Source organism: Candidatus Manganitrophus morganii (assembly GCA_021651055.1).
GTDB classification, from domain to species: Bacteria; Nitrospirota; Nitrospiria; order SBBL01; family Manganitrophaceae; genus Manganitrophus; species Manganitrophus morganii.
The window spans coordinates 2,921,220-2,944,517 of record JAJHOH010000001.1 but is presented as its reverse complement, the minus strand read 5'-3'; the positions used below and the strand labels follow the sequence as shown (position 1 = coordinate 2,944,517).

The following is a 23,298-nucleotide window of genomic DNA, read 5'->3' as shown; positions in this document are numbered from 1 at the left end:
GAAACAACGTGGGACAACATCCCTCCAACAAAAAGACCGGAACCGTCTACCTGGTCGGCGCAGGCCCGGGCGACCCAAAGCTGATCACCCTCCGCGGCAAAGAGCTGCTGGCCGAGGCGGATGTCATCATCTACGATTACCTCGCCAACCCGAAGCTGCTCGAATTCGCAAAAGAGGGGGCGGAGAAGGTCTACGTCGGGAAAAAAGGGGGCTCGCGAAGCTCCCTTCATCAAGAGCATATCGATCACCTGATGATTGCGGCAGCGAAGGCCGGAAAATCGGTCGTTCGGCTGAAAGGGGGAGACCCTTTTATCTTCGGTCGAGGTGGAGAAGAGGCGGAAGCGTTGGTTGCGGCGGGAATTCCGTTTGAAGTGGTCCCCGGCGTCACTTCCGCCATTAGCGTTCCGACCTATGCCGGCATTCCGCTGACCCACCGCGACAAAGCGTCCACCGTTGCTTTCGTCACCGGCCACGAGGATCCCGCCAAAGAGGGAAGTCTCGTCGACTGGGCCAAGCTCGCCGGCGGACCCGACACCCTCGTCTTCCTGATGGGAATGGGGAACCTCGCCGGAATCGTCTCGGAGCTGGTCCGGCATGGGAAAGACCCGAAGACGCCGATCGCCCTGATCCGGTGGGGGACCCACCCCTTTCAGAAGACCTTGACCGGCCGGCTCGAGGATATCGTCGAAAAAGTCGCCGCCGAGGGGATGAAGCCGCCGGTGGTGATGGTGATCGGCGAAGTGGTCTCGCTTCGAAACCGGCTCAATTGGTTCGAATCAAAACCGCTTTTTGGAAAACGGATCATCGTCACCCGCGCCAAAGAACAGGCGCCGGAGTTCATCGATCTTCTTTCTTCTTATGGGGCGGAGGCGGTCTCCTTTCCAACCCTTGAGATCGCGCCGCCGCCAAGCTGGGTCGAAGCGGATGCCGCCATCGAACGGATCGAACATTACCATTGGCTCATTTTCACCTCGGTCAATGGGGTGCAATCGTTCCGAAAACGGCTCGCGACCCTTCGAAAAGATCTCCGGCTATTAAAAGGAATTTCGCTCTGCGCCATCGGCCCGCGAACGGCGGAGGAGGTGGAGGCGTGGGGCCTGCAGGTTGATCTGGTTCCGTCCGAATTTAAAGCCGAAGGGGTGCTTCAAGCGCTGGAAGGACGGGGGATTGCCGGAAAGCGCTTTCTCATCCCCCGTGCCCTAGAGGCACGAGAGATCCTGCCGGAGGAGATTCAGAAAAAGGGGGGGAAGGTCGATGTCGTTCCGGTGTACCAGTCGGTCCGGCCTACGCCTGATCCCGCGATCCTGGAGACCATTCTTCGTGCTAAGGGTGTCGATCTGATCACCTTCGCCAGCTCGTCCACCCTTCGCAATTTCATGGAGATCCTCGGCCCGCAGCGGCAATCATGGCTGACCGGGAGCGCCGTCGCCTGCATCGGGCCGATCACGGCGGAGACGGCGCGGGAGTTCGGATTGAAGGTCGATATCATTCCGGGCGAGTATACCCTTTCCGCTCTGGCCGAATCGATTGTGGACTATTTCGGGAAAAAAGAGTAAATTGGAACAGAAAATGACAAGCCTTTAGGAGTTCTTATGGGATTTCCAACGCACCGGCCGAGGCGGCTTCGGGCAAGTGAAGCATTGCGCCGAATGGTCCGCGAGACCGAGCTTTCGGCCGGCCACCTGATTTACCCTCTTTTTGTCACCCAGGAAAAGAAGGGGAAGAGCGAGATCGCGTCGATGCCGGGGCAGTATCGCCTGTCGATCCCCGAGCTTCTTAAGGAAACGACGGAGGCGGCCCGGCTGGGCATTCCGGCGGTGATTCTCTTCGGCATCCCGAAGACGAAAGACGACTACGGATCGGCCGCCTGCGACCCGCGCGGCGTGGTCCCGCAGGCGATCCGGGCGATCAAGGAGAAAACGCCCGATCTCCTCGTCATCACCGATGTCTGCATCGATGAATACACCTCCCACGGACATTGCGGCGTGGTCAAGGAGGGGAAAATCCTCAACGACGAGACGCTGGAGATCCTCTCCAAGATGGCGCTGGCACACGCGGAGGCCGGAGCCGACATGATCGCCCCGTCAGACATGATGGATGGACGGGTCCGGATTCTTCGGAAGACGTTGGATGAAAACGGGCAGACCGAGATCCCGATCCTTTCTTACGCCGCCAAATATGCCTCCTGCTTCTACGCCCCTTTTCGGGATGCGGCCCAGTCGGCCCCCCAGTTCGGAGATCGGAAGAGCTATCAGATGGATGCGGCCAATCGGCGCGAGGCGATCCGGGAGGTGGCGCTCGATATCGAAGAAGGGGCCGATATCGTGATGGTAAAGCCGGCCCTTCCTTACCTTGATATTATTCGGGAAGTGAAGGATACTTTCAATGTTCCGGTGGCGGCCTATCAAGTCAGCGGAGAGTTCTCGATGATCAAGGCGGCGGCCCAGAAGGGATGGATCGACGAGACGCGCGCCATGATTGAATCGCTCCTCTCGATCCGGCGGGCCGGCGCGGATATGATTTTAACTTATTTTGCAAAAGAAATGGCGCACATTTCGGGGGAAAAGAGATGAGAATGTTTATCGGCTCGGCCAACATTAAACCGATCGAGGCCTATCCGGTGGTTGCCATCGGCAACTTCGACGGACTTCATTTGGGACACCAGGCGATTTTGGCGGAGGCGATCCAGCGGGCCCAGGAAAAAGAGGGAACCTCGGTCATCCTGACTTTTGAGCCGCATCCCGTGAAGGTGTTGCATCCGGAGCGGGACCTTCGACTGTTGAGCACCTTTCAGGTGAAGATGCGGCAGATCGAGGCGACCGGGATCGATGTCGCCTTCAGCGCCGAATTCAACAAAAACTTCGCCCAGTTGAGCCCCTATGATTTCGCCAAGACCTATCTGCACAACAAAATCGGCGCGAAAGAGGTAGTGGTCGGCCGCAACTTTCAATTCGGGAAAGATCGCGCAGGAAAGGTGGAGGATCTGATCCGATTCGGTAAAGAGCTCGGATTCGAAGTGGTGGTGAAAGATCCGGTGACCGTCGACGGCATCCCCGTCAGCTCCACTAAAATCCGTGAGCTGATGAAAGAGGGAAACGTCTACCTGGCCGCGCGAATGATGGGGCGGTATTATACGATGGAAGGGAAAGTCCTCCAGGGGGATGGAATGGGAAAGAAACTCGGCTTCCCAACCGCCAACTTCCGGCTCCCCAATGAACTGGTGCCGAAGGAGGGGGTCTACGCCGTCCGGGTGGCCACCCTCAAGGCGGAAGGGTATGTCACCCTCGATGGCATTGTCTACATCGGATCGCGGCCGACCTTTGGAGAACATGAAAACCGGATGGAGGTCCATATCTTCGACTTCAATGAAGATATCTACGGCAAGCGTCTGCTCGTCACCTTCGTCGACTGGATTCGGGGTGACCAAAAATTCGAGTCGACCGAGGCGCTGACCCAGCAGATGAACAAGGACAGCGAACAGGCACGGGCGGTCCTGAAAGAGAAGGGGGCCACACCCGCGTAACGTGGAGATGCTCTCAGCCCGCAGGAATCGATCGATTCTTAAAATCTTTACCCAGCACTTCCGGCAATTTCCCCGCCAACCTGGAGACAAGATCGTTGTGGGCGTTTCCGGCGGGGCCGATTCGGTCTGCCTGCTTCATCTTCTCCGGCAACTTTCCTCCCGCCATCAGTTCACTCTACATGTGGCCCACTTAAATCATGGTTTTCGACCGGAGGCGGCGCAAGAGGCTGCTTTCGTCCAGCGGCTCTGCGACCAATGGGGAGTTCCGGCCACCCTTTCTTCCCTCCCGGTCCCGCGCATTTGCAAAGAGCGGCATCTCTCAAAACAGGAAGGGGCCCGTGAAGTCCGCTATGCCTTTCTAAAAGAGGTCGCGGGAGCCACCGGCGCCCGATGGATCGCCTTGGGCCATACGGCCGACGATCAGGCCGAGACTTTTCTGATGCGCTTGCTTCGGGGGGCCGGACCGCAAGGGCTCGGCGCGATCCCCCGGATGCGCGACGGCATGATCATTCGCCCTTTGCTGTCCATTTCGCGGAAGCAGATCGTCGATGAGTTATCGCGGGAGCAGATCCCGTTCATCGAAGATCCCTCCAATGAGCAGGAAATCTATCTCCGGAACCGCGTCCGCCATCGGCTTCTTCCCCTTCTCGAGGAATACAATCCGAAAGTGAAGGAGGCGTTCTATAGGGAATCGGAACTGCTGCAGGAAGAGAATGATTTCTTGACCCGCTACACAGAGGAGATGATCCCGCACCTCGGCGTCGAAAAAAAGAAGACGTCGGTCTCTTTCGATCTCGAACGCCTCCGGTCGCTTCACCCCGCCCTTCAACGCCGAATCGTCCGGTGGGGGCTCGACCAACTCCATCCCGGTCTGAAGGGAATCGGTTTTCATCATATCGAAACCGTTTTGTTGAAAGCCCTCGCCGGCCGGACCGGGAAGCGCTATCCGCTTCCTCATCATCTTTGGGTCGAGAAGGGATATACAGAACTCGTTCTCCGAAAAAACCCTTTGAAAGAGGAACGGGCGGGGTCTTTTCAATCCGCGCGACTGGAGACGATTCTCTTTCCTTCCCCTGACCCGATCGACCTTCCGGAGTGGGGCTTGCGCCTGAGCGTTTCGCTCCATCGGAACCGAGAAAACCGGCCCGCTTTTTCCACTTGCGCCGCTTCTTTCGATTTTGATAGAATTTCCAATCCTTTGACCCTTCGCCGCTGGCGGGCGGGAGATTACTTCGTTCCGACCGGTATGGGGGGCAAACATAAGAAACTTCAAGATCTGTTTGTTGATGCAAAGGTTCCAAAATCACAAAGGGCCTCAATTCCCCTCCTGACCTGTCCGGAGGGAATCTTGTGGGTCGTCGGCTTGCGGATCGACGACCGGTTTCGGGCGACGGAAAAATCAAAAGAGGTATTGATCGTGGAGGCGCACGCGCTGGATCGACCCGCTTCTCTGCCGGGCGTGAAGCCACTCCCTGAGGGCCCCTGATGGAAGGACGGATTTTTGGAAAGCCGATGATCACCCAAGAGGAGATGCGAAAGCGGATCCAGGAACTCGGCTTGCGCATTGCCCAAGATTATCAGGAAAAAGACCTTCTGATGATCGGTGTTCTAAAGGGGGCCTTCGTCTTTTTTTCCGACTTGGCGCGGGCCGTCCCCCTTCCGCTCCATGTTGATTTCCTGGTCGTTTCAAGTTATGGTGAAAAGAAAAAAAGCAGCGGGGCGGTCAAGGTTATTTCGGATACCACACAAAATCTAAAGGGAAAAGATGTCCTTGTAGTCGAAGATATCGTCGATTCCGGACTGACGCTGACCTTTCTTAAGAAAAAACTCATGGCCCGAAAGCCGAACTCGCTCCGATTCTGTACCCTGCTCGATAAGCCGCAACGCCGGAAAACGGAAGTCACCATCGATTATGTCGGCTTTACCATCCCCAACAAATATGTCGTCGGATATGGGCTCGATTATGAGAACAAGTACAGGAACCTCCCCTATATTGCCGTCTTGGAAAATGTCCAAGAAGATGCATGAAAGATCGGCCCAGTCGGCTGAAACGATCTCTTTGCTCCACGAATTGTGAATTGTATGGAGGCGCTTTCTCGACAATTCCACCTTTGCAGAATTGATTGTCACCGCCAAAAAACTGTGTTAGAATGTGGAGCAATATTTTTTTGATTTTTAGGAGGATTAAATGAACCCTCGTTTCAAGAACTTAGCCCCCTGGATCGTGGTGGCCCTCTTTATGATCCTGCTCTACAACCTCTTCAATACCTCTTCACGGCCGATTGAGGATGAAATCATTTTCTCCGATTTCATGGCGAAGACGGAAAAGGGCGAAGTCTCCGAGGTGACGATCAAGGACAACTACATTTCGGGAATCCTGAAGGACGGAACCAAATTTAAAACCTACTCCGCCGCCTATCCCGATCTTGTTAAAAATCTCCGGGAGAAAAACGTCCGGATCACCGCCAAGCCTCCCGAAGAGCCCCCTTGGTACATGACCTTCTTGATGACATGGGGTCCGTTTATCCTCTTTGTCGGTCTCTGGATCTTCTTCATGCGCCAGATGCAGGTCGGCGGGAACAAAGCCCTCTCCTTTGGAAAGAGCCGCGCGCGCCTTCTTTCTGAAGACCGAAAAAAGATCACCTTCTCCGATGTCGCCGGGATCGATGAGGCGAAAGGAGAGGTGGAAGAGATCATTGAATTCCTGAAAGACCCTCCCAAATTCCAGAAGCTCGGCGGCCGCATTCCGAAAGGGGTCCTGGTCGTGGGACCTCCCGGAACGGGAAAAACCCTGCTTGCCAAGGCGATCGCCGGCGAGGCAGGGGTTCCCTTCTTCTCGATCTCCGGCTCCGATTTCGTTGAAATGTTCGTCGGTGTCGGCGCCTCGCGGGTCCGCGATCTCTTCGAACAGGGAAAGAAACACGCCCCCTGTATCATCTTTATTGATGAGATTGACGCCGTCGGACGTCATCGCGGCGCCGGATTGGGCGGCGGTCATGACGAGCGGGAGCAGACCCTCAACCAACTTCTGGTCGAGATGGACGGTTTCGAAACCACGGAAGGGGTCATCTTAATTGCCGCCACCAACCGGCCCGACGTGCTCGATCCGGCGCTTCTCCGTCCCGGACGGTTTGACCGTCAGATCGTCGTCGGACGACCCGACCTTAAGGGACGGGTTGAAATTCTGAAAGTCCACACGAAGAAAATCCCCATCTCTCCCGATGTGGGGCTGGAAATCATCGCCCGGGGAACGCCCGGATTTGCCGGAGCAGATCTTGAGAATCTCGTCAACGAGGCGGCGCTCTTGGCTGCCCGGAGAGGGAAAAAGACGGTCGAGATGAACGATTTCGAAGCGGCCAAAGATAAGGTATTAATGGGAGTCGAGCGTCGAAGCATGGTCATCTCCGAAGAGGAGAAACGGATCACGGCGGTGCATGAGGCGGGTCATACCTTGATCGCCAAGCTGTTGCCGGGGACTGACCCGATCCATAAGGTCACCATCATCCCGCGCGGTCGGGCCTTGGGGGTCACCATGCAGCTGCCGACCGACGATCGGCACAACTATCATAAAGAATATCTCTACAACACCATCGCCATCATGATGGGCGGACGGGTCGCAGAGGAGCTGGTGCTCAACAATTGCACTACCGGCGCTGGAAATGACATCGAGAAGGCGACCGACCTGGCCCGGAAGATGGTCTGCGAGTGGGGCATGAGCGAGAAGATGGGTCCGCTGACCTTCGGGAAGAAAGAGCAGGAGATCTTCTTGGGACGCGAGATCAACCAACATCGCGACTATTCGGAGTATACCGCGATTGAGATCGATAACGAAGTCAGACGCTTGGTCACGGAAAACTACGAACGGGCCAAAACCTTGATCACGAACAATATGAAGGCGCTCAAAGCGTTGGCCGAGGCCCTCCTGGAGAAAGAGTCGTTGGATGCACCGGAAATCGATCGGATCCTTCAGTCGTCGATTTCTCCCTCTCCAGCCTAACGGTTAAAACATGTCGAACGAAGAACCCGTCTCATCTCCTAAAACGAAGGGGAGAGACGGGTTCTTCGTTTCTTCCCCGCAAAAAGGGTCTGTTCTCAATCATCGCCGCCCGTCCCGATCCAAAAAACAGGCGGGTATCTGGCGCTGCGGCTCGTATCGGCTGAATTACGCCCGGCGGCCGTTGATCATGGCCGTTTTGAATATCACCCCAGATTCCTTTTCGGACGGCGGACAGTTTTTTAATTCGGATCAAGCGGTCGAACAAGCGCTTCGGATGGAAGGGGAAGGAGCCGACCTGATCGACATCGGAGGGGAATCGACCCGGCCCGGCGCAACCCCGGTTTCAGTCGAAGAAGAGGCCCGCCGTGTGGTTCCGGTCGTAGAGCGGCTGGCAAAACAACTTGCGATCCCGATCTCAGTCGATACGACCAAGTCGGAGGTGGCGCGGCGGGCAATCGAGGCGGGGGCTTCGATTATCAACGATGTCAGCGGTTTCATGCGCGACCCCCATATGTTGTCCGTGGCCGCAAGGGGAAAAACCGGTCTCGTCATCATGCATACAAACGGAACACCAGATACAATGCAGCGCCGTCCCCGCTATCTCGATCTGATCGGAGAGATCCGCCGGTTCTTAAACGAGCGGATCGACGCGGCCGTCGCTCACCGGATTCCAAGAAACCGGATCGCCGTCGATCCCGGCATCGGATTCGGGAAGACCGCCAATCACAATCTGAAAATTCTCCATCGCCTCGGTGATTTCGCCGATCTCGGGGCCCCCTTGCTGGTCGGTCCCTCGCGTAAATCGTTCATCGGACGGATTCTCGACCTTCCTCCCTCGGAACGGCTGGAAGGAACCGCCGCCGCCGCCGCGATCGCCGTCTTCCAAGGAGCGCGGATTATCCGGGTCCATGATATCAAACCCCTCGCACGGGTTGTCCGTGTTGCGGAGGCGATCCGCAGGGAGAAAGGGAATCGATAATGGAAAACAGTCCCGACAAAAGAAAATCGTCCCGTCTGGAAGGGGTCACTTTCCCGGTGGAGTATGCCTTATCCAATCAGCACTTCCAGCGGGCCCGCGCAATGGGCATCGGCGAGGCCGGCTTCATGCTCCTTCTTGAAGAGGCCCTTTCGATGGGAACGCCGCTTCAGGTGAAGCTCTATCTTCCCAAGACCCTCTTTCCCTTCTCGAACTGGCAGACGATTCCCCTGGAGGCCAAAGTCGTCCGGGTCGACAGCCAAACGAGCCAGGACGGCTGTTACCGCCACGGCCTGCTGATCACCCAAATTTCGGACCAGGACGGCCTGACGCTGAAGCGGTATGTCCACCTCTCTCACTGGATGAAAGAGAAAATCCAGAGCTAACGGATCGACCCGACAGACATGCCGGTACTCTCTCCCATTCCCGATCCCCCTCGCATGGAGACCTTTCCCTGGTATGCCAAGGAACGGGCGCTCCCGGCGTACCGATTCGTCCCAGGCCTCCTCCCCCACCCAATCCGCGACCCGAGCGGGCACAGCCGTCGCGCCGTCCGCACCCAGGTTCATCCTTTCTGGACACCGGACCAGTGGAAGAAGATCGAGGCCTACCTGCGCGGCGTCGATCTCTTTAACCGGTTCTACTTTTGGGAAGCACACGAAGTCTGGGAAACGCTCTGGAAAAGCCATCCTCCCCGGACCGATCCGGCCCGATTGATTCAGGGATTGATCAATCTCGCCGCCTCGCTCCTTAAACTTCACATGCGGGAGGCTTCCTCTTCCCAAAAACTCTGGCGCGCCGCATCGGAGCAACTCAACCCCTTTCGGGATCAACGCTGGATGGGGATCGATGTGGCTCGGCTTCAGAGTGAGATGGACGATTACCTCCGCCCGATGGAACAGGGGAAGCTCCCACTGTTGGGGCCAGGCACCCCTACGATCCAATTGGCGGACCCGCATTCTTCTCGGGAGCCTCACTTGAATTCGGCACCAGATTGACCTATAGTATTCGAAGTCGTCTCACCCCCATCCATTAACCCAGGAGGTGCAACATGAAGATGAAATCCCTTTCAATCGTATTTGTACTATTGGCGCTCGCCGGTTGTTACGGTTCGGGAGGGGGAGGCGGTTCGAGCGCGCAGATCCCCGCCATCACCTCACCGGCCAGCATCAGCAACAAAGATGCGGCGGCCAAGAACAACGAGGGAGTTGACCATCTTGTTCAGGGCCACTACGACGTGGCCGCCCCGCTCTTTCAAGAGGCACTCGGGATGCAACCCGATTTCGCCGAAGCCCATTTCAACCTGGCCATCGCGCTGGATGGAAAAGGAGATCACGCCGGAGCGACGGAGTCGTTCAAGAAAGCAAAGGAGTTCGGGGGAAGCAACCCGAAGATCGCCGAAAACGAAAACCTGAAGAAACATTTGGGAATGTAAGTCTAAAGGTGGGTCGAGGGTCGGGTGTCAGCGAGAGATCGCTCCCGACCTTCGTCACCCGTCACTCGACACTCGCTTTTGGAGGACTTTTGAAGAATTCGTCTGCACGAAAGGGGACACTTCACTTCACCCCGGAAGATCACCAGAAAATCGCATCGTTGAAAAAAACGGCCGAGAGCACCCCCTGTTGGGACGGCGCGCGTCCGGCCGATTGCCATCGCGCCGTCGTCTGCGGGGTCGATATCGCTTTTTTTCTCGCAGTCGATCGGGAGGATGCGTCCGGCCAGTATCAGCTTCATATTACCGGAAAAGAAGGACAGCCGGCCCTCGAGGTGGTCCAGGCGATGGCCGTCCCCTTTTTCGGAGATCAACCATTCCAGATCCTCCCCGATGAGCGCCATCCCGCCCGCATCCGCGTATTAGGACTGTTCTTCGATCACGCGGGGCGATGAAGGAATCTATTTTTTGTAGAGGCGTGATTCATTACGCCCACCCCGGAGGGCGCAATAAATTGCGCCCCTACACCTTTATGATTTTTCGCCTGATCGCGTATTTAATCAGATCGGTGCGGGAGTGGAGTCCCAGCTTCTTCATGAGGTTGGATCGATGCGCGTCGACCGTTTTGGGCTGAATATTAAGAAGGCGCGAAACCTCTTTTGCGGAATGCCCCTCGGCCAGCAGCCGGAGGATTTCCCGCTCCCGAACGGTCAATTGCTCATAAGGGGTCTTCGGCTCCGGTCGTTTCGTCCGCTGAAGGTAACCGGTCACAATCTTCTTAGAGACGCCGGGAGAGAGATACGTATCCCCCCGATAAACCGAGCGGATCGCCGAGATCAACTCGTGGGAAGCCGAATCTTTTAGCATGTAGCCCGACGCCCCCGCGCCGAGCGCCTCTTCGACATATTCCTCGTCGTCATGCATCGTCAGGATAATGAGCTTGGTCTTCGGCTCCATCTGCTTGATTCGAAGCGCCGCCTGCGGTCCGGTCAATCCCGGCATGGCATAGTCTAGGACCACCACGTCGGGGCGAAGCTGCTCCGCCTTGTGAATCGTCTCCAGCCCCTCGCCGGCCTCTCCCACAATTTCGAAGTCGTCTTCCGCTTCCAACAATCGCCGCATCCCCTGCCGAAGCAAGGTGTGGTCATCGGCCAACAGAACCCTTATTTTAGCCATTTTTCGTCTCGCATTCTTCGTTAGGAAATATCCTTCAGTGAAACAGATTCCCGCTCCGAAATCAATGGGGCGGAAGCCGCCGCGGCCTGCGGATCGAGAGGGGACGCTTTGTCGCCTTGGTCGAGATCGGCTCCCTTCGAAGTTCCGGCCCGGACGGAGGAGGCAGCCACTCCGGTCTCTGGACGGCCGGTTCAAAGGGAAGCTCGACCCGCAACTCGGTCCCCCGCCCTCTGCAGGAGAGGATCTGGAAAACGCCCCCCATTAAGTCGACCCGCTCTTGAATCCCGACCAGCCCAAACCGGCGGGCGCGCCGCCGGGCCAGGGTCGTCGCATCAAACCCGACCCCGTTGTCGATCACCCGGACCCGGACCTGCTCTTCAATCCGCTCCAGCCAGATCGACACCTGCGTCGCCCGGGCATGTTTGGCGACATTGGTCAGCGCCTCCTGAACGATCCGATAGATCATCGTCTCCATATCGGAGGGAAGCCGACGGTAAAGTTTCACCCGTTTCAATGTGGTCCGGATCTTAAACTTCCTGGAAAAGTCTTTGATCAGCCCCCGCAGGGTGGGGACCAGTCCGAGATCGTCCAGCTTGAGCGGCCTCAGATCGGCGACCAGCCTTCTGATCTCCTCAATCGTCTGAGTTGCAATGGCGTGAGCCTCCCCGATCTCCTCTCGCTGGTTGGTCATTTCTGGAGGGATCTGGTCGGCCAGGATCTCCAGGTGAAGTTTGAGCGCCAACAGACCCTGTCCCATCGCATCGTGCAGCTCCCGAGAGATCCGCCTCCGCTCGTCCTCCTGCGTCGAGAGGACCTTCAGCGAGAGCTGCCGCAGCTCCTCTTGATGCGCCCGGTTTAATTTGTAGAGACGCACGTTCTCGATTGTCAATGCCACCTGGTGGGCGATCGAGTTCATCAATGCAACCTCGCGTGGAACGAAGCTGCGCGGTTGCCGGGTCGCGATGGAGAGAATTCCCCGCGTCATTCCCTTATAGACCAACGGGACGCCGAGATAAGAGGCCCACCCCTTCAGCCTCCCCCGCTCCGACGCCGGGAGTTTCTTCTCCGATCCGATGTTCGGAATCGCCCACGGTTTCTGAGAAAGCGCCATCATCCCTTCCAGCCCCCGCGGGGAGAGCGGCTTCGGCCTCCCGGTCGGCGCCAACGACGGCCCGCGCGAAACCGAAAGGGTCGGGATCCAACGCTCCGGATCGATCAGAAAAACCGTCCCGGCATCCACCCGCATCAGCGAAACGGCCTTCTCGATCGCCAGACTCAGGATCGATCGCTCCTCGTGCAATTCCGTCCCCGTCGTCGCAATCTCCGCCAGAAGACCGAACTCTTTCGCTTTATCCCGCTCACGCTGGCAGTATCGTATATTCTCAATGCCGACCGCCGCCTGATCGGCGATGAAGCGAACGAGCTTGACCTCCGATTCGGTAAAACGGTGAGGGGCTTCGCCCGAATCGACCGAAAGGACACCGAGCAAGTTCCCCCGGAGGAGGACCGGAACAATCAGCATCGAGCGGAGATGCAACTTTTTCAATAAAGAAGGAAGCCGTCGATCCTTCTGTGCATCGTCGATGACGACCTCTTTCCCCTCATGAAGGAGGTCATAGATCGCCCCTCTGCGAACCGGAATGCGGACCTCCCGCTCCACCGGAACATTCGACGCCTTGAGCACCAATGCTTCGCTCTCCTCAGTCAAAAGAAAGAGCAGACAGCGGGGAAGGGCCAAGACCTCCGAAAGTTTTTCAACCAGATTTTTCAGAAAAGCATCGATTTCGGTCTCCCCGGTAATGGAGCGGCCGACCTGATAAAGCAGCTCCATTTTTCGCTGAAGGGTCACCGCCTCGGAGATCTTCTTCCGCTCCAGCGCCTGCCGCACCGACCGCTTCAACTCCTCCGGATGGGCCGGTTTGAAAAGATAATCGCTCACCCCGCGTCGAAGGGCCTCGATGGCGGTCTCGATCGAAGCGTAGCCGGTCAGCAGGACCGTGGCGGGAGTGGGCTGGATCTTTTCAATTTCGCTCTGGAGCGCAAGTCCGTTTCCGTCCGGGAGATGATGATCGATGATGGCGACGTCATAGGGCGCGTGGCGCAGCTTCTCCAGTGCCTCTTTGCCGGTTCTCGCGGAGTCGACCTCATACCCTTCTTGCCGCAGGATCTCCTCGAGCGTAATGACGAGGTGCGGTTCATCATCGATGATTAAGATTCTTTCCGGCATCGTACCGACTTTGCGGCGCTCCCCTCTTCATCCTCAAGGTGCTGGTGAAACCACTCGATCAAGAAGCGGCGGAAGGGAACGGCATAGAGTGATTGATAATAGGAGCCCGCGGGAATACAAAAGATCGATTGCGCAAAGTAGGTCATGTGCATCAATCGAAAAGCCTCAAACAAAGGGAGGGGTTGCTTCATCTCCAGAAAACCGGCCTCTTCATGACCATTGAGATAAGCATCGACTAAAACCGACTGCATCCGGGACAAAAGCGCCCCATCCACGGTTCGGTAACGGTAGAGAAGGTCCAGGGCGCAGTAGAAGAACGCCAGATCAAAGGAGGCAAAACCGGGGGTGAAGTTTTGGAAATCGGTCAAATAAAGATGCCGATCCCCCACCATCAGATTCCAGGGGGCGAAATCGGAATGTTGCAAAACGATCGGTGGAAAGGGGGATTGGCTTTCAAGCCGATGAAACACGGCAGACTGGATCCGTTGAATCAAATCCTCCGGAAAACCCCCTTTCCGGCAAATGCCGAGATGGCGCAAGAGCTGCTTTTCATAACGCAGCACGATTCCCTCCGCCGTCTCCGTCCCGGCCGCCGGGTGGTGGCTGACCGGGATGCGCTGAAAGTGCGACAGAAGCCGGCCCGCTTCGATCATATATTCGAGCAGTCTCTCACGCTCTCGGCTCAAAAGCAACAGGCGCGAAAAACGAAGCGGCCGGAAAAGCACTTTTTTCAGACTGGCGGAGGGACAATACTCCATAAAAAGGATCTTCTCGCCGAGCCGGCAGCTGTAAGGCTGGGGGGCGCGGAACCGGTCGGTCGATTGAAAGGCCTGATGGGTGATCTGAATCCCGCAGAATTCGTTCTCCACCACGGCACCGTCGATCTGCGGATGGTGATACTGCTTCAGAAACACCTTCCGCTGCGGTTTTTCATCTTTTGAGAAAAAGGTTGCAAGATATTTGGCGGCGTTTTCTCCCTCGGCCTCGATCGGCGCGAGGGTGAACGACCACTCCGGTGAGAAACCGAGCGCCTCCCATCGGGTCTGTTGCTCCCGGAAAACCATCGCGCGTAGACGCGCGAGGGAATCCCCGTTCGTCTTGCCCTCTAAAAACCGTGAGGCGTCCGGCGTGGGGGAGGCGTAAATGATTGGCGCTTGGCGCTTTGACTCCTTACGCCTCACGCCTCACTCCTCACGGCGCTTGAGAGCTGTTTCACCACGCGCGCCGGATTCCCGGCCACCACGGCGTAGGAAGGGACATCGGACGTAACGACCGCGTGCGCGGCGACGATCGCCCCCTCGCCGACGGTGACCCCTTTTAATATCGTTGCGTTCGAACAGATCCAGGCATTGTCCTCGATGATAATCGGCCGTCCATCCTCCCTTGGCGCGGGCCGGTGGTTTCTCCGCTCGACCGGATCTTGCGGATGGCCGTCATATCCGATCAAGCTGACACGGTCGGCGATCAAGACATGCCGCCCGATCCGAACCCGCGGGCCGACGGTGATCGTCACCTGATAACCGATGTAAGAGTCATCGCCGATCTCCAGGGCCGGTTTTTCCCACACGGTCGCCCCGGCGAGCGTCGTGATGCCGTTGAGCGTCACATCCGCCCCGATCCGGATGTCGAGATATCCCTCCACCCAGGGGATGCCGCTGACCAGCCGGAACCGCGGTCCGACCTCTCGACAGATGCTCTTGAAGAGCGGCTCCCAATAGAAGACCCGCCGGAGATAATGCCACGCCGACTTCCTTGAGAGCCGTTCGTAATAAAGAAATCGATGCAAAGGAACGAACACCGGACAGGCCAAATGCCGGATCCGAATCGCGAGTTGGTAGAGACCCTTGTAAAGGGTCCCCTCCCTCCTCCTGATTTTCAATGCCAGCTGTTGTAAACCCATGTTCTCCCCCAAACTCACTTCATCGGTCTTATACGACCGATCGGATCTAAATGACTGATAGGACCGATTACTGACGCGCGGGAACGATCTCCCTCCTGGGATAAAGCCCCCTTCTCGATCAGCATCGAGAGAAGCTCCACCTTGTGATCCCAACTCTCCTGCTCCATGCTCTTGGAACGCGCAAGAGAAGGACCCGTCCCTTCTTTCTGAACGAGATCGGCGACGTGCGCGATGAAACTGGAGTGGCTTCGGCCGATCCGGATGTCTCCCCCGAGGCTCCGCACCTCCGGAAGATCGGTCGAGACCACCGGCAGGCCGGCCGCCAGATATTCCCGGAGCTTGAGAGGATTCGCATACAGCGTCAGACGATTCACCACAAAGGGGAGAATCGCCGCATCGAATCCCTTGCAGTAAGAGGGCAAACTCTCGTAGGGACGCTTTCCCAGGAGATGGACATTTTTTAACCCGGCGATCTGCGAGACGTCGGTCGTGGCCGATCCCAAGAGAACAATCGACCACTTGGGATATTGGATCGCCATCTTCCGGATCAGGGGGAGGTCGATCCAGTCGGCCACAAGCCCATGAAACCCGATGATCGGCCGCGGCAGGGCCGCGAGTTCCGGAGGAATGGCCGTTGCAGGATCGAGCGCCTTTCTGAAGTGATCGTACTCGACGCCATGGCGAACGAGGTGGGTGTTCGGATTCCACCGCCGTTTGCTCTCCTGGAGGGTGCTTGCCGAAACGATCACCATATCGGACTTTTTCAGAAGGGTCTCCTCCATCTTTTGAATCGCCGTTTGAGGCGCGTCCGAAAAAGCGGAGAACTCGTCGACACAATGGTAGATCACCTGGGATTCGCCGAGCCATCCCACCACATCGGCGGAGGAGGGGGCAAATGTCCAGGTGATCGGCTTGGAGAAACCAAGACGTTTCAGCTGTCTCCGGATCATCGCGGCCAAGAGGAGCTGGTTCGCCTTTCGGAACGCCATCGAATGGTAGAAGGGAATCATCACCGGCGAGAAGACGTAGATGTTCTTCTCCACCTCGCGGACCCCCTGGAAAAATTGGTTCGCCTTCCTGAAAATCCGGCCGAGATCTTTTTTATTGATCTTGGGGCTCCGATTTCCGATCGAGTTGACCCAGAGGATGCGATTCCGTTGCGCCAGCCGTTTCATAATATGTTTCTTGCTCAATGGATCGCCGTCCCAATCGTTCGCAAAACAGATGATCTCTTTTCCCTGAAGCATGATAACCCCCTATGAATTAGAGCACTTTCCTTGCCATCGCCTTGAGCCGCTGCGGGATCGGGAGACGAAGGGCCTTGAAGGGGCCCCGCGCGCCGACCACCATCTTTCTCCAGAGCCGATAAAACCGCTCCTTTCTTTCGAAGGAAGACTTCTGATCGGAGGTGAGGGAGCCGTCCGGGGTGAGGCGCATCCCCTCTTTTTCCGCATAAAACTTTCCGTTTCGAAGCGCCGCTAAAAGGGATGCCGGGGTCAACGCGTCGGCCTCGATCCAGACCGCTAGCCCGGCGTATTGCGTCTTCCAATGAAAGTCGGTGCCGTAGAAACCGAGGACTTCCGGCCGGAGTCTCCTCACCTCCTTCAAGAACTCGTAATTCCAGAGGGCGGGGGCAATTCGGCCGTTGTACTTCGTGTTCCAAAGTTCGATCCCATCAATCGTTCCTTTCATCGGAACGATTTGAGGCAACAACGGCGGATAAGGATGGGCCAATACCGCGACCCCTCCCAGTTGATGAATCGTCTTGACCATCTCGACCGGTTCCTCCTCGCGTTGGTACCGACTGACGCCGTAACCGAGCAGGTGAAGACTGCCGCTCTCAAATGGATATGCAAACTCAAGACCTGGGACGATGCAGAATTGATCGTCGGAGAGGGCGCGGCATTGAGCAACATACCTTTCCATCCCTTCCGGCGTCATCGATTCGGCATGATCGCTCATCATCAAACATCGAAACCCTTCCTTCTGGAACCGGGCTTTCAATTCTTCCAGGGTCAGCTCCCCATCCGAATAGGTGGTATGAAGGTGAAGCGCGGCCTTAAACCGGTTCGGCATGTTTGGCAAGCCTCCTCTTGGAGCTTCGAAAATATCCGGGCGCTTTCGTGAAGGCAAAATAGAGCCACTCGATCAATCCCGGCATCGGGTCTTCCCATCGGAAGGTGTCGGAGACGATTCCCCGCCGGTGCGATTTTAAAAAGTCTAAAAGGGTCTTGCCCCGCCCCGGAAAAGGGACCGGCCATCCCGGCGGCGCCCCGCGCAAAACGGAAAAGAGATGACGGCAGTCGCCGAGAAACCACCGGCAGAGGAGATCGGTTTGATATGCCGGGAAATCGTCGAACGGCTTTCCTTGGGCCATCTGCAACAAAAGCCAAGGAAAGTCGACCCCCGCGGCGATCGCCAGCGGAAGGGAGTTCCAGAAACGCCCGTTGATTTCCATGAGAACCGGCTCGGAGCGCCCCCGCTCCCACTTGAATTCGACCATCGCCACCCCGTGCCACTTCAGCGCTTTGAGGAGCGACACGGCATGCTTCGTCAACAGCGGATCGGGGGGGATGCTCCTCCGCAAGGCGCTCCCCGAGCCGGTCGGCCGGACATCCCGCAGCCGCTCATGGGCGAACAAGACCCGCGGCTCTCCCTCCTCGAAGAGGGCGTAAAGCCCATATCCTCTTCCGGGAACAAACGACTGGATCAATGGGAACGGAATTTCTTGATGGACGCGCCGGAACTTCTCCACCAGCTCGTCCGGCCCGAAGGCATACGCCGCCCCTCCTCCCGACGTCATCCGGTCTCCTTTCCAGTAAGAAGACCACTTCGGCTTGATCACGACCGGATAAGGAATCGTCTTTGCCAGGGCCGGCAGCTCCATCAGCTCCTCCACGAACCAGGTCTGTGGAATCGGAACCCCCTCCTGCTGCGCGAGGGCAAGGGTGTCTGCTTTATTGCAGGCCTGAAAGATCGCTTCATGTGAGGGGAGCGGAAGGCGGACATAAGGAAGAAAACGATCCCGATTCGCCGAGATCGGCAGCAGACACCCCTCCGTCATCGGCAGGAGGAAATCATACTCCCCTTTTTTCATCTCCTCGACCATCCAGGAGAGGAAACCGCCGACACTCTCCGCCGGGGAGGGATAGACCCGACGCTGCCGGCAATAGCGGGAAAACCCCCCTTTGGAGAGGACGGAAGATTCCCCGACCACCACCTCGACCCCCTTCGCCCCCAGGGAGCGGGCCACCGCCAAGGCATGGTTCTGTGCGCCGTCGGTCACAAATACCTTCATGGCGATCTCTCCGTGTTGATGGAAATCTCTCTTCCCTCTTCTCGGATCGTCGGGATGAACTCGGTTTTATCGTCCCGCCGGAATCTCTTCTGCCAGCCGTCCTTCAGCCATCCGACCCAATCGGCCGCGCCGACCACCTTGCACTTGAAATCGAAGAGGGTGTCATGGTCATAAACCGGAATTCGTTTGAGCCGGTAGCAACGCTCCCCGGCCAGGTTGGCCCCCCATTTGGTCGTGCAGGCAAAGCGGTATCCCGCCTCTCTCAATGCCTCTTCCGTCCCCTCATTCAAATCGCCATAGACTGCGGAACCAAAAGGATAAGAAAAGAGAGTGATCGCCGTCTGCAGGCCCGACTCCAATTCTTTCTTCGACTGGGCGATTTCATTCCAGACCTCGCTCCGGGTCAGACCGGCGAGTGAGCGATGGGACCAGGTATGGGATCCGATCGTATGGCCCTGCTCTTTCAACCCGCCGAGCATCCCCCAGGTCATCGGGAGCCACGGCTCCGGGTGCGCCGCTTGATCGGCCAACGAGGATTCATCCCATTGAAGGTGATCGAAAGGGGCATTGCGTCCGATCGCCCCTGTGATCACGAAGAAGGTCGCCGGCAACTGATGCCGCCTCAAAATCGGCGCGGCGTAAAGATAGTTATCCTGAAAACCGTCATCAAAGGTGATCACCACTTTTTTCCGTCCCCTTCCGAAAGACCCTCCTTCCAGCCAGCCCCCGAGATCGTCCAATGCAACCACCTCCAACTCGCTCTTCGCCAAAAAGCGCATCTGCGTCTCGAAGGAGGCGACCGGGACATTGCAATAGGGAACCTCCCGCTCCGGCGGAAGATTGGAAACTTTGTGGTACATCAAGATCCGGACCTCTTCTCGTCTCCTGAAAAAATCGATCAGAAGATAGAAGGGATAAAAGAGGCGGACCATCCACTTGATCCCCCGCTGCAATTTTCGCTTAAGAAGAGACCGCATCCGATTCCATCCGCGAAAAAGAGGTTTGAAGCGCGAACTTGATCTGCTCTCCCAGCGAGAGCGACCCGGTCGCCGGGATCGAAACGGGACCCCGTTCGATCGTAAACTGTCCGTCCCGCAGGGCCGCCAGAATGCCGGCCGCCGTTCGGGGCGATTCGACGGCGACGGAAAGCCGCCGGTCTTGCGTCCCTTTGTGAAAATCGATCCCGGCAAAGCCGTGGAAAGCGGGCCGCGTCTCTCGGAGCTGCTCCAGCGCCCGCAACAACCGGAGCGGCAGACGGCTTCCTTTGTGATAGCGGGTGTTCCAGATCTCCATGCCATCGAGCGCTTCGGCCGCGGGATAGATCAGGTTGAGCGCCGCCGGAGTCGGATGTGCCAAGACAGCCACCCCCCCCGCCTCATGGATCTGATCGATCAGCGCTTCGATCGACCTGCCGCGGAGCAACTTCCGGATGCCGAACCCGAGGAGATGGATATTCCGTCCGACGGAGAACTCGAACCCCGGGAGGAGCAGACAGTCCGAATCGGAGAGGCGATCACACTCGTCCAGCCAGGCCGCCACCTGCTCCGAGTCGAGCCCCTCCGCATGTTCGGTCATCGCCAGGAAGTGATACCCCTCCGCTTTGAAGACCGTTTTACATCGCGCCAGCGGCCACTCGGCGTCATGCGAGGTGTCCGAGTGAATATGAAGCGCTCCGATCTGTCGTTCAGACGGCCGGTCCATGGCCCCCCTCTTTTTTCGGCGGAATGTCCGAGAAGGCAAAAAGCAGCCATCCAAGCTCATAGGGGCGACACTCGCGATCAATCATCATCAGCGACGGGTGATCCAGGGCCGAGATCCAGCCGGTCGGCCCGACGAAGCTGGCGACCTTATTGATGTAGATCGCTTTCGCCATCGGAGATCGCCGCTTCATCGACCGCCAGATCACCGAATGCGCCTCATCGACAAATTGAAACCCGAGGGGATTCTCGCCGAAGAGATACCGAAGCCCCCGGGTGATCTCAACACGGTAATCGCCGGTCGAGATTTCGGAGAGCCCTTTGAGGGCGAGCGGCGCCATCCCATGTTGATGGACGGCGTAGACCGGATAACGGTCGACCATTTTTCCCCGCAGGGCATTGTAATGCCATGCCCACTCCCCCCGCCCTCCCTGGAAATCGCAAATCCGCTCGGCGCAGTGTTTGGCATGGGAGAGGGCCTCCCCGTCCGAGAAATGCCGCGCATACTGCGCGAAGGAATAAATTCCATAAACCTGCCCGTCGAAAAAGCCGAGCCGGCTCCGAAGCGGCCGCGTCCAGCTGCTGGAGAGTTGCGTGGAGAAAGCAAACAGCGAACTCCTCGAATTGAAATTCCGTTTCAGAAGCCGGTAAGCGAGATGGGCTGTCTCCTCGAAGCGATGCCGCTCGGCCCCCGTGGTGATCTCCGCCGCTTCGATCATGGCGATCAACAGCCAGGCCAGCTCGGTCGTGGCATAGACCCCGTTGCCCGCTTCTTGATAAAAAGGACCATGCGACCGGATCGCCGCCTCGACCTTCGGATCGACCTTTTGCGTCAAGGCCGCCCCCGCCCAGAGAATCAGCGCCAGGGTCCCGATGTTCCGTGTCGTCGGCGCGGCGTCGATCGTCTGACGGAGGATCGACTTTAGATCGAGCGGAACCGGCCAGCCGTTCGTTGCGGCGCGATGCAGGCCGAGAAGGGTGATCGCCGTATAACGGAGGGAGACCCCTTCCGGCGCGGGACCGTTTTGGCCGTCGCGCACCGTAAAACAGAAGAGCCCTTGATCTTTCATCCACATCCGCTCCAATCCTTTGATCGACAGTTCAATCAAAGGGCGGACGGTCTCCTCCAGGGTTGTGGGGCTGCCCACCTTACCCGACAGATCCGACGGAACACGAACGGCGCTTTCCTTCATTTGTTCAACTCCCTTTTTGTCGAATAAAAATCCGGTGCCAATAATCGAGGATCACCAATGTCCAGATTTCCTTGTGACGGGTGTAAGGATGCGCTTCCTCCTCCGCCAACATCTGCGCCACCTTCTCTTTTCGCATCACCTCGCCGATGAGCGAGCCGCGCTCGGAGAAGAGCGCGCGCGCCGCCGGCAGGACCTCCTTCCGGAACCAGACCGCCGGGATCGGAAAACCTTTTTTGGACCGGGTCAGAATCCGCTCCGGGAGACGATGGGCCATCGCCTCGCGAAGAAGGCGTTTCCCCACCCCTTTAGAAAGCTTCCGGTGGATCGGGAGGGTCGCCGCAAACTCGACCAGCTTATGATCGAGGAACGGAACCCGCAGCTCCTGCGAATTCGCCATCGTCATCTTGTCAGCCTTCAGCAGGATCTGGTCGGGAAGCCAGACCTTGGTGTCGAGATAGAGCATTCGGTTGAGCGGATCGAGGCCGGCGCTCTTCCGGTAATACTCTTTGAAGAGGGCCGCGACCGATCGACCTTGATCGGGATGTTGAAGCAGCTCGCGCTTGGCCGTCTCGGTAAAGACCCGCGAAACCCCCCAATACCGATCTTCCAGCGGGCGATCGATCCACTCGGCATATTTCCGCCAGCGGGCCGCCCGTTGTGTTGATAACAACCGCGCGGCACCGCCCAGGAGCCATGCGGGCACCTTTTTCTGAACCTGGTCGATGAGGCGCATCTTCTGGTAAAGCCCATACCCCGCCAGGATCTCATCGGCCCCTTCTCCCGAAAGAACCACCGTCACCGATTTCTTGGCGTATTCTGAAATGAAGAAAAAGGGGACGCAGGAAGGATCGGCCATCGGCTCATCGAGATGCCAGACCATTTTGGGAATGAAATTATGGAACGCATCTCCTTCCAGGAGAAACTCGTGGTGATCGGTTCCGAAATATTTTGCCACCTCCCGCGCGTAGGCAAATTCATTCGCCTTCGGATCGTCATAGCCGATCGAGAAGGTCTGAATCGGCCGGTTCCATCCCCCCTCTTTCGAAATCTGAGTCATCTCGGCAACGATGGCGCTGGAGTCGAGGCCGCCCGATAGAAAGACGCCGAGCGGCACCTCGCTCATCAACCGCATTCGGACCGATTCTTTCAGGAGCGCTTCGAACTCCTCCTGCAGATCGTCTCTCCCATCCTCTTCCTCTCGAAACGCGACATCCCAGTAGCTTTGGACCTTGACCTCTCCCTCTTTATAAAGAAGATAGTGCCCCGGCATCAGCTTGGTGATGTCTTGAAAGAGGGTCATCGGACCGGGAACGTAGCGCAGCGACAGATAGGGATCGATCGCCTCCCAGTTCACCCCCCGCGTCACCCCCGGAACGGTTAGAAGCGCTTTCACCTCCGAAGCGAAGAGGAGCGCGCCGTCGCGCCGCGTGTAGTAGAGCGGTTTTTTTCCGAGGCGATCGCGCGCCAAAAGAAGCTGCCGTTTGGAGCGGTCCCAGATCGCGAAGGCAAACATCCCCCGCAGCCGCCGGAGACAGTCGGGGCCGAATTCCTCATAGGCATGGAGGATCACCTCGGTGTCGGATCGGGTGGCGAACCGATGTCCCCGCTGAATCAGCTCGGGACGAAGCTCCTGGAAGTTGTAGATCTCCCCGTTGAAGACGATCCAGACCGATCCGTCCTCGTTGGTCATCGGCTGCCGGCCCCCTTCCCGATCGATGATCGAGAGCCGTCGATGCCCCAGACCGATTCCCGGCTCCGTAAAGAGCCCCCCCGCGTCGGGACCGCGATGCCGGATCAGATCGGTCATCTGTTCCAGCAAGCCACGATCGACCTCTTGTCTCGGATCTCTCTGAACCCACCCTGCAATGCCGCACATCGT

General features: G+C 57.7%; 22 protein-coding genes. 11 read left to right on the top strand and 11 right to left on the bottom strand.

Translation table 11 applies throughout. The features are described 5' to 3' along the window. Window positions 1-8 precede the first annotated feature (8 nt). From cobA to MCM46_13555, 11 genes are all read left to right on the top strand, one after another. The gene (gene cobA / locus MCM46_13605) at window positions 9-1,556 is read left to right on the top strand and encodes a uroporphyrinogen-III C-methyltransferase (GenBank protein MCG3112847.1); all 1,548 of its coding nucleotides are present in this window, start codon (window positions 9-11) and stop codon (window positions 1,554-1,556) included. Between the two features lie 36 nt (window positions 1,557-1,592). Beyond that, entirely contained in the window at window positions 1,593-2,573 is a 981-nt protein-coding gene (gene hemB, locus MCM46_13600) for a porphobilinogen synthase (GenBank protein MCG3112846.1), read from the top strand. Continuing rightward, the gene (locus MCM46_13595) at window positions 2,570-3,523 is read left to right on the top strand and encodes a bifunctional riboflavin kinase/FAD synthetase (protein ID MCG3112845.1); all 954 of its coding nucleotides are present in this window, start codon (window positions 2,570-2,572) and stop codon (window positions 3,521-3,523) included. Before hemB ends, MCM46_13595 begins: the two co-directional genes overlap by 4 nt. A gap of 97 nt (window positions 3,524-3,620) precedes the next feature. Next, complete coding sequence (tilS, locus tag MCM46_13590) at window positions 3,621-5,009, top strand: tRNA lysidine(34) synthetase TilS (protein MCG3112844.1); 1,389 nt, start codon at window positions 3,621-3,623, stop codon at window positions 5,007-5,009. After that, window positions 5,009-5,551: a hypoxanthine phosphoribosyltransferase gene (gene hpt / locus MCM46_13585; protein ID MCG3112843.1), complete on the top strand. Its 543-nt coding sequence runs from the start codon at window positions 5,009-5,011 to the stop codon at window positions 5,549-5,551. Before tilS ends, hpt begins: the two co-directional genes overlap by 1 nt. A gap of 160 nt (window positions 5,552-5,711) precedes the next feature. After that, window positions 5,712-7,520, top strand: coding sequence for an ATP-dependent zinc metalloprotease FtsH (gene ftsH, locus MCM46_13580; GenBank protein MCG3112842.1), 1,809 nt, complete (start codon window positions 5,712-5,714; stop codon window positions 7,518-7,520). A 10-nt stretch (window positions 7,521-7,530) separates the two neighbouring features. Continuing rightward, window positions 7,531-8,499 carry a dihydropteroate synthase gene (folP, locus tag MCM46_13575; protein MCG3112841.1) on the top strand — a complete coding sequence of 323 codons (969 nt, stop codon included), beginning with the start codon at window positions 7,531-7,533 and terminating at the stop codon, window positions 8,497-8,499. Next, the gene (locus tag MCM46_13570) at window positions 8,499-8,882 is read left to right on the top strand and encodes a PilZ domain-containing protein (protein MCG3112840.1); all 384 of its coding nucleotides are present in this window, start codon (window positions 8,499-8,501) and stop codon (window positions 8,880-8,882) included. Before folP ends, MCM46_13570 begins: the two co-directional genes overlap by 1 nt. Before the next feature lie 18 nt (window positions 8,883-8,900). After that, entirely contained in the window at window positions 8,901-9,494 is a 594-nt protein-coding gene (locus tag MCM46_13565; GenBank protein ID MCG3112839.1) for a DUF309 domain-containing protein, read from the top strand. Between the two features lie 53 nt (window positions 9,495-9,547). Continuing rightward, the gene (locus MCM46_13560) at window positions 9,548-9,931 is read left to right on the top strand and encodes a tetratricopeptide repeat protein (protein MCG3112838.1); all 384 of its coding nucleotides are present in this window, start codon (window positions 9,548-9,550) and stop codon (window positions 9,929-9,931) included. A gap of 89 nt (window positions 9,932-10,020) precedes the next feature. Then, window positions 10,021-10,383 carry a hypothetical protein gene (locus MCM46_13555; GenBank protein ID MCG3112837.1) on the top strand — a complete coding sequence of 121 codons (363 nt, stop codon included), beginning with the start codon at window positions 10,021-10,023 and terminating at the stop codon, window positions 10,381-10,383. A gap of 67 nt (window positions 10,384-10,450) precedes the next feature. Here MCM46_13555 and MCM46_13550 read toward each other — a convergent pair whose 3' ends face one another. The 11 genes from MCM46_13550 to asnB all read right to left on the bottom strand — a co-directional run bounded on the left by MCM46_13550 (window position 10,451) and on the right by asnB (window position 23,295). Next, a complete protein-coding gene (locus MCM46_13550; GenBank protein ID MCG3112836.1) occupies window positions 10,451-11,104 on the bottom strand; it encodes a response regulator transcription factor in 654 nt (217 codons plus the stop codon). Window positions 11,105-11,165: 61 nt separating this feature from the next. Beyond that, entirely contained in the window at window positions 11,166-13,331 is a 2,166-nt protein-coding gene (locus tag MCM46_13545; protein ID MCG3112835.1) for a GAF domain-containing protein, read from the bottom strand. Continuing rightward, entirely contained in the window at window positions 13,313-14,512 is a 1,200-nt protein-coding gene (locus MCM46_13540) for an aminoglycoside phosphotransferase family protein (protein MCG3112834.1), read from the bottom strand. The genes MCM46_13545 and MCM46_13540 overlap by 19 nt, the downstream gene beginning before the upstream one ends. Continuing rightward, window positions 14,509-15,231 carry an acyltransferase gene (locus MCM46_13535; GenBank protein MCG3112833.1) on the bottom strand — a complete coding sequence of 241 codons (723 nt, stop codon included), beginning with the start codon at window positions 15,229-15,231 and terminating at the stop codon, window positions 14,509-14,511. Before MCM46_13535 ends, MCM46_13540 begins: the two co-directional genes overlap by 4 nt. A 14-nt stretch (window positions 15,232-15,245) precedes the next feature. Next, the gene (locus MCM46_13530; GenBank protein MCG3112832.1) at window positions 15,246-16,478 is read right to left on the bottom strand and encodes a glycosyltransferase; all 1,233 of its coding nucleotides are present in this window, start codon (window positions 16,476-16,478) and stop codon (window positions 15,246-15,248) included. A gap of 16 nt (window positions 16,479-16,494) precedes the next feature. Beyond that, a complete protein-coding gene (locus MCM46_13525) occupies window positions 16,495-17,307 on the bottom strand; it encodes a PHP domain-containing protein (GenBank protein ID MCG3112831.1) in 813 nt (270 codons plus the stop codon). Beyond that, on the bottom strand, window positions 17,291-18,529 hold the full coding sequence (locus MCM46_13520) for an ATP-grasp domain-containing protein (protein ID MCG3112830.1): 1,239 nt from the start codon (window positions 18,527-18,529) through the stop codon (window positions 17,291-17,293). Before MCM46_13520 ends, MCM46_13525 begins: the two co-directional genes overlap by 17 nt. After that, window positions 18,526-19,506, bottom strand: coding sequence for a polysaccharide deacetylase family protein (locus tag MCM46_13515; GenBank protein ID MCG3112829.1), 981 nt, complete (start codon window positions 19,504-19,506; stop codon window positions 18,526-18,528). Before MCM46_13515 ends, MCM46_13520 begins: the two co-directional genes overlap by 4 nt. Beyond that, window positions 19,490-20,230 carry a hypothetical protein gene (locus MCM46_13510; protein MCG3112828.1) on the bottom strand — a complete coding sequence of 247 codons (741 nt, stop codon included), beginning with the start codon at window positions 20,228-20,230 and terminating at the stop codon, window positions 19,490-19,492. Before MCM46_13510 ends, MCM46_13515 begins: the two co-directional genes overlap by 17 nt. After that, a complete protein-coding gene (locus MCM46_13505) occupies window positions 20,214-21,419 on the bottom strand; it encodes a hypothetical protein (GenBank protein ID MCG3112827.1) in 1,206 nt (401 codons plus the stop codon). Before MCM46_13505 ends, MCM46_13510 begins: the two co-directional genes overlap by 17 nt. 4 nt (window positions 21,420-21,423) lie before the next feature. Continuing rightward, complete coding sequence (asnB, locus tag MCM46_13500) at window positions 21,424-23,295, bottom strand: asparagine synthase (glutamine-hydrolyzing) (protein ID MCG3112826.1); 1,872 nt, start codon at window positions 23,293-23,295, stop codon at window positions 21,424-21,426. Window positions 23,296-23,298: the final 3 nt, after the last annotated feature.

What these genes read in the sequence shown, in the direction of transcription:
- hemB (MCG3112846.1), top strand. Translation starts at nt 1,593, where the DNA reads ATGGGATTTCCAACGCACCGGCCGAGGCGGCTTCGGGCAAGTGAAGCA.
- MCM46_13505 (MCG3112827.1), bottom strand. Translation starts at nt 21,419, where the DNA reads ATGAAGGAAAGCGCCGTTCGTGTTCCGTCGGATCTGTCGGGTAAGGTG.
- MCM46_13530 (MCG3112832.1), bottom strand. Translation starts at nt 16,478, where the DNA reads ATGCTTCAGGGAAAAGAGATCATCTGTTTTGCGAACGATTGGGACGGC.
- MCM46_13595 (MCG3112845.1), top strand. Translation starts at nt 2,570, where the DNA reads ATGAGAATGTTTATCGGCTCGGCCAACATTAAACCGATCGAGGCCTAT.
- MCM46_13565 (MCG3112839.1), top strand. Translation starts at nt 8,901, where the DNA reads ATGCCGGTACTCTCTCCCATTCCCGATCCCCCTCGCATGGAGACCTTT.
- MCM46_13550 (MCG3112836.1), bottom strand. Translation starts at nt 11,104, where the DNA reads ATGGCTAAAATAAGGGTTCTGTTGGCCGATGACCACACCTTGCTTCGG.
- MCM46_13560 (MCG3112838.1), top strand. Translation starts at nt 9,548, where the DNA reads ATGAAGATGAAATCCCTTTCAATCGTATTTGTACTATTGGCGCTCGCC.
- MCM46_13525 (MCG3112831.1), bottom strand. Translation starts at nt 17,307, where the DNA reads ATGCCGAACCGGTTTAAGGCCGCGCTTCACCTTCATACCACCTATTCG.
- MCM46_13510 (MCG3112828.1), bottom strand. Translation starts at nt 20,230, where the DNA reads ATGGACCGGCCGTCTGAACGACAGATCGGAGCGCTTCATATTCACTCG.
- ftsH (MCG3112842.1), top strand. Translation starts at nt 5,712, where the DNA reads ATGAACCCTCGTTTCAAGAACTTAGCCCCCTGGATCGTGGTGGCCCTC.
- hpt (MCG3112843.1), top strand. Translation starts at nt 5,009, where the DNA reads ATGGAAGGACGGATTTTTGGAAAGCCGATGATCACCCAAGAGGAGATG.
- folP (MCG3112841.1), top strand. Translation starts at nt 7,531, where the DNA reads ATGTCGAACGAAGAACCCGTCTCATCTCCTAAAACGAAGGGGAGAGAC.
- asnB (MCG3112826.1), bottom strand. Translation starts at nt 23,295, where the DNA reads ATGTGCGGCATTGCAGGGTGGGTTCAGAGAGATCCGAGACAAGAGGTC.
- MCM46_13545 (MCG3112835.1), bottom strand. Translation starts at nt 13,331, where the DNA reads ATGCCGGAAAGAATCTTAATCATCGATGATGAACCGCACCTCGTCATT.
- MCM46_13535 (MCG3112833.1), bottom strand. Translation starts at nt 15,231, where the DNA reads ATGGGTTTACAACAGCTGGCATTGAAAATCAGGAGGAGGGAGGGGACC.
- MCM46_13570 (MCG3112840.1), top strand. Translation starts at nt 8,499, where the DNA reads ATGGAAAACAGTCCCGACAAAAGAAAATCGTCCCGTCTGGAAGGGGTC.
- MCM46_13515 (MCG3112829.1), bottom strand. Translation starts at nt 19,506, where the DNA reads ATGCGGTCTCTTCTTAAGCGAAAATTGCAGCGGGGGATCAAGTGGATG.
- MCM46_13520 (MCG3112830.1), bottom strand. Translation starts at nt 18,529, where the DNA reads ATGAAGGTATTTGTGACCGACGGCGCACAGAACCATGCCTTGGCGGTG.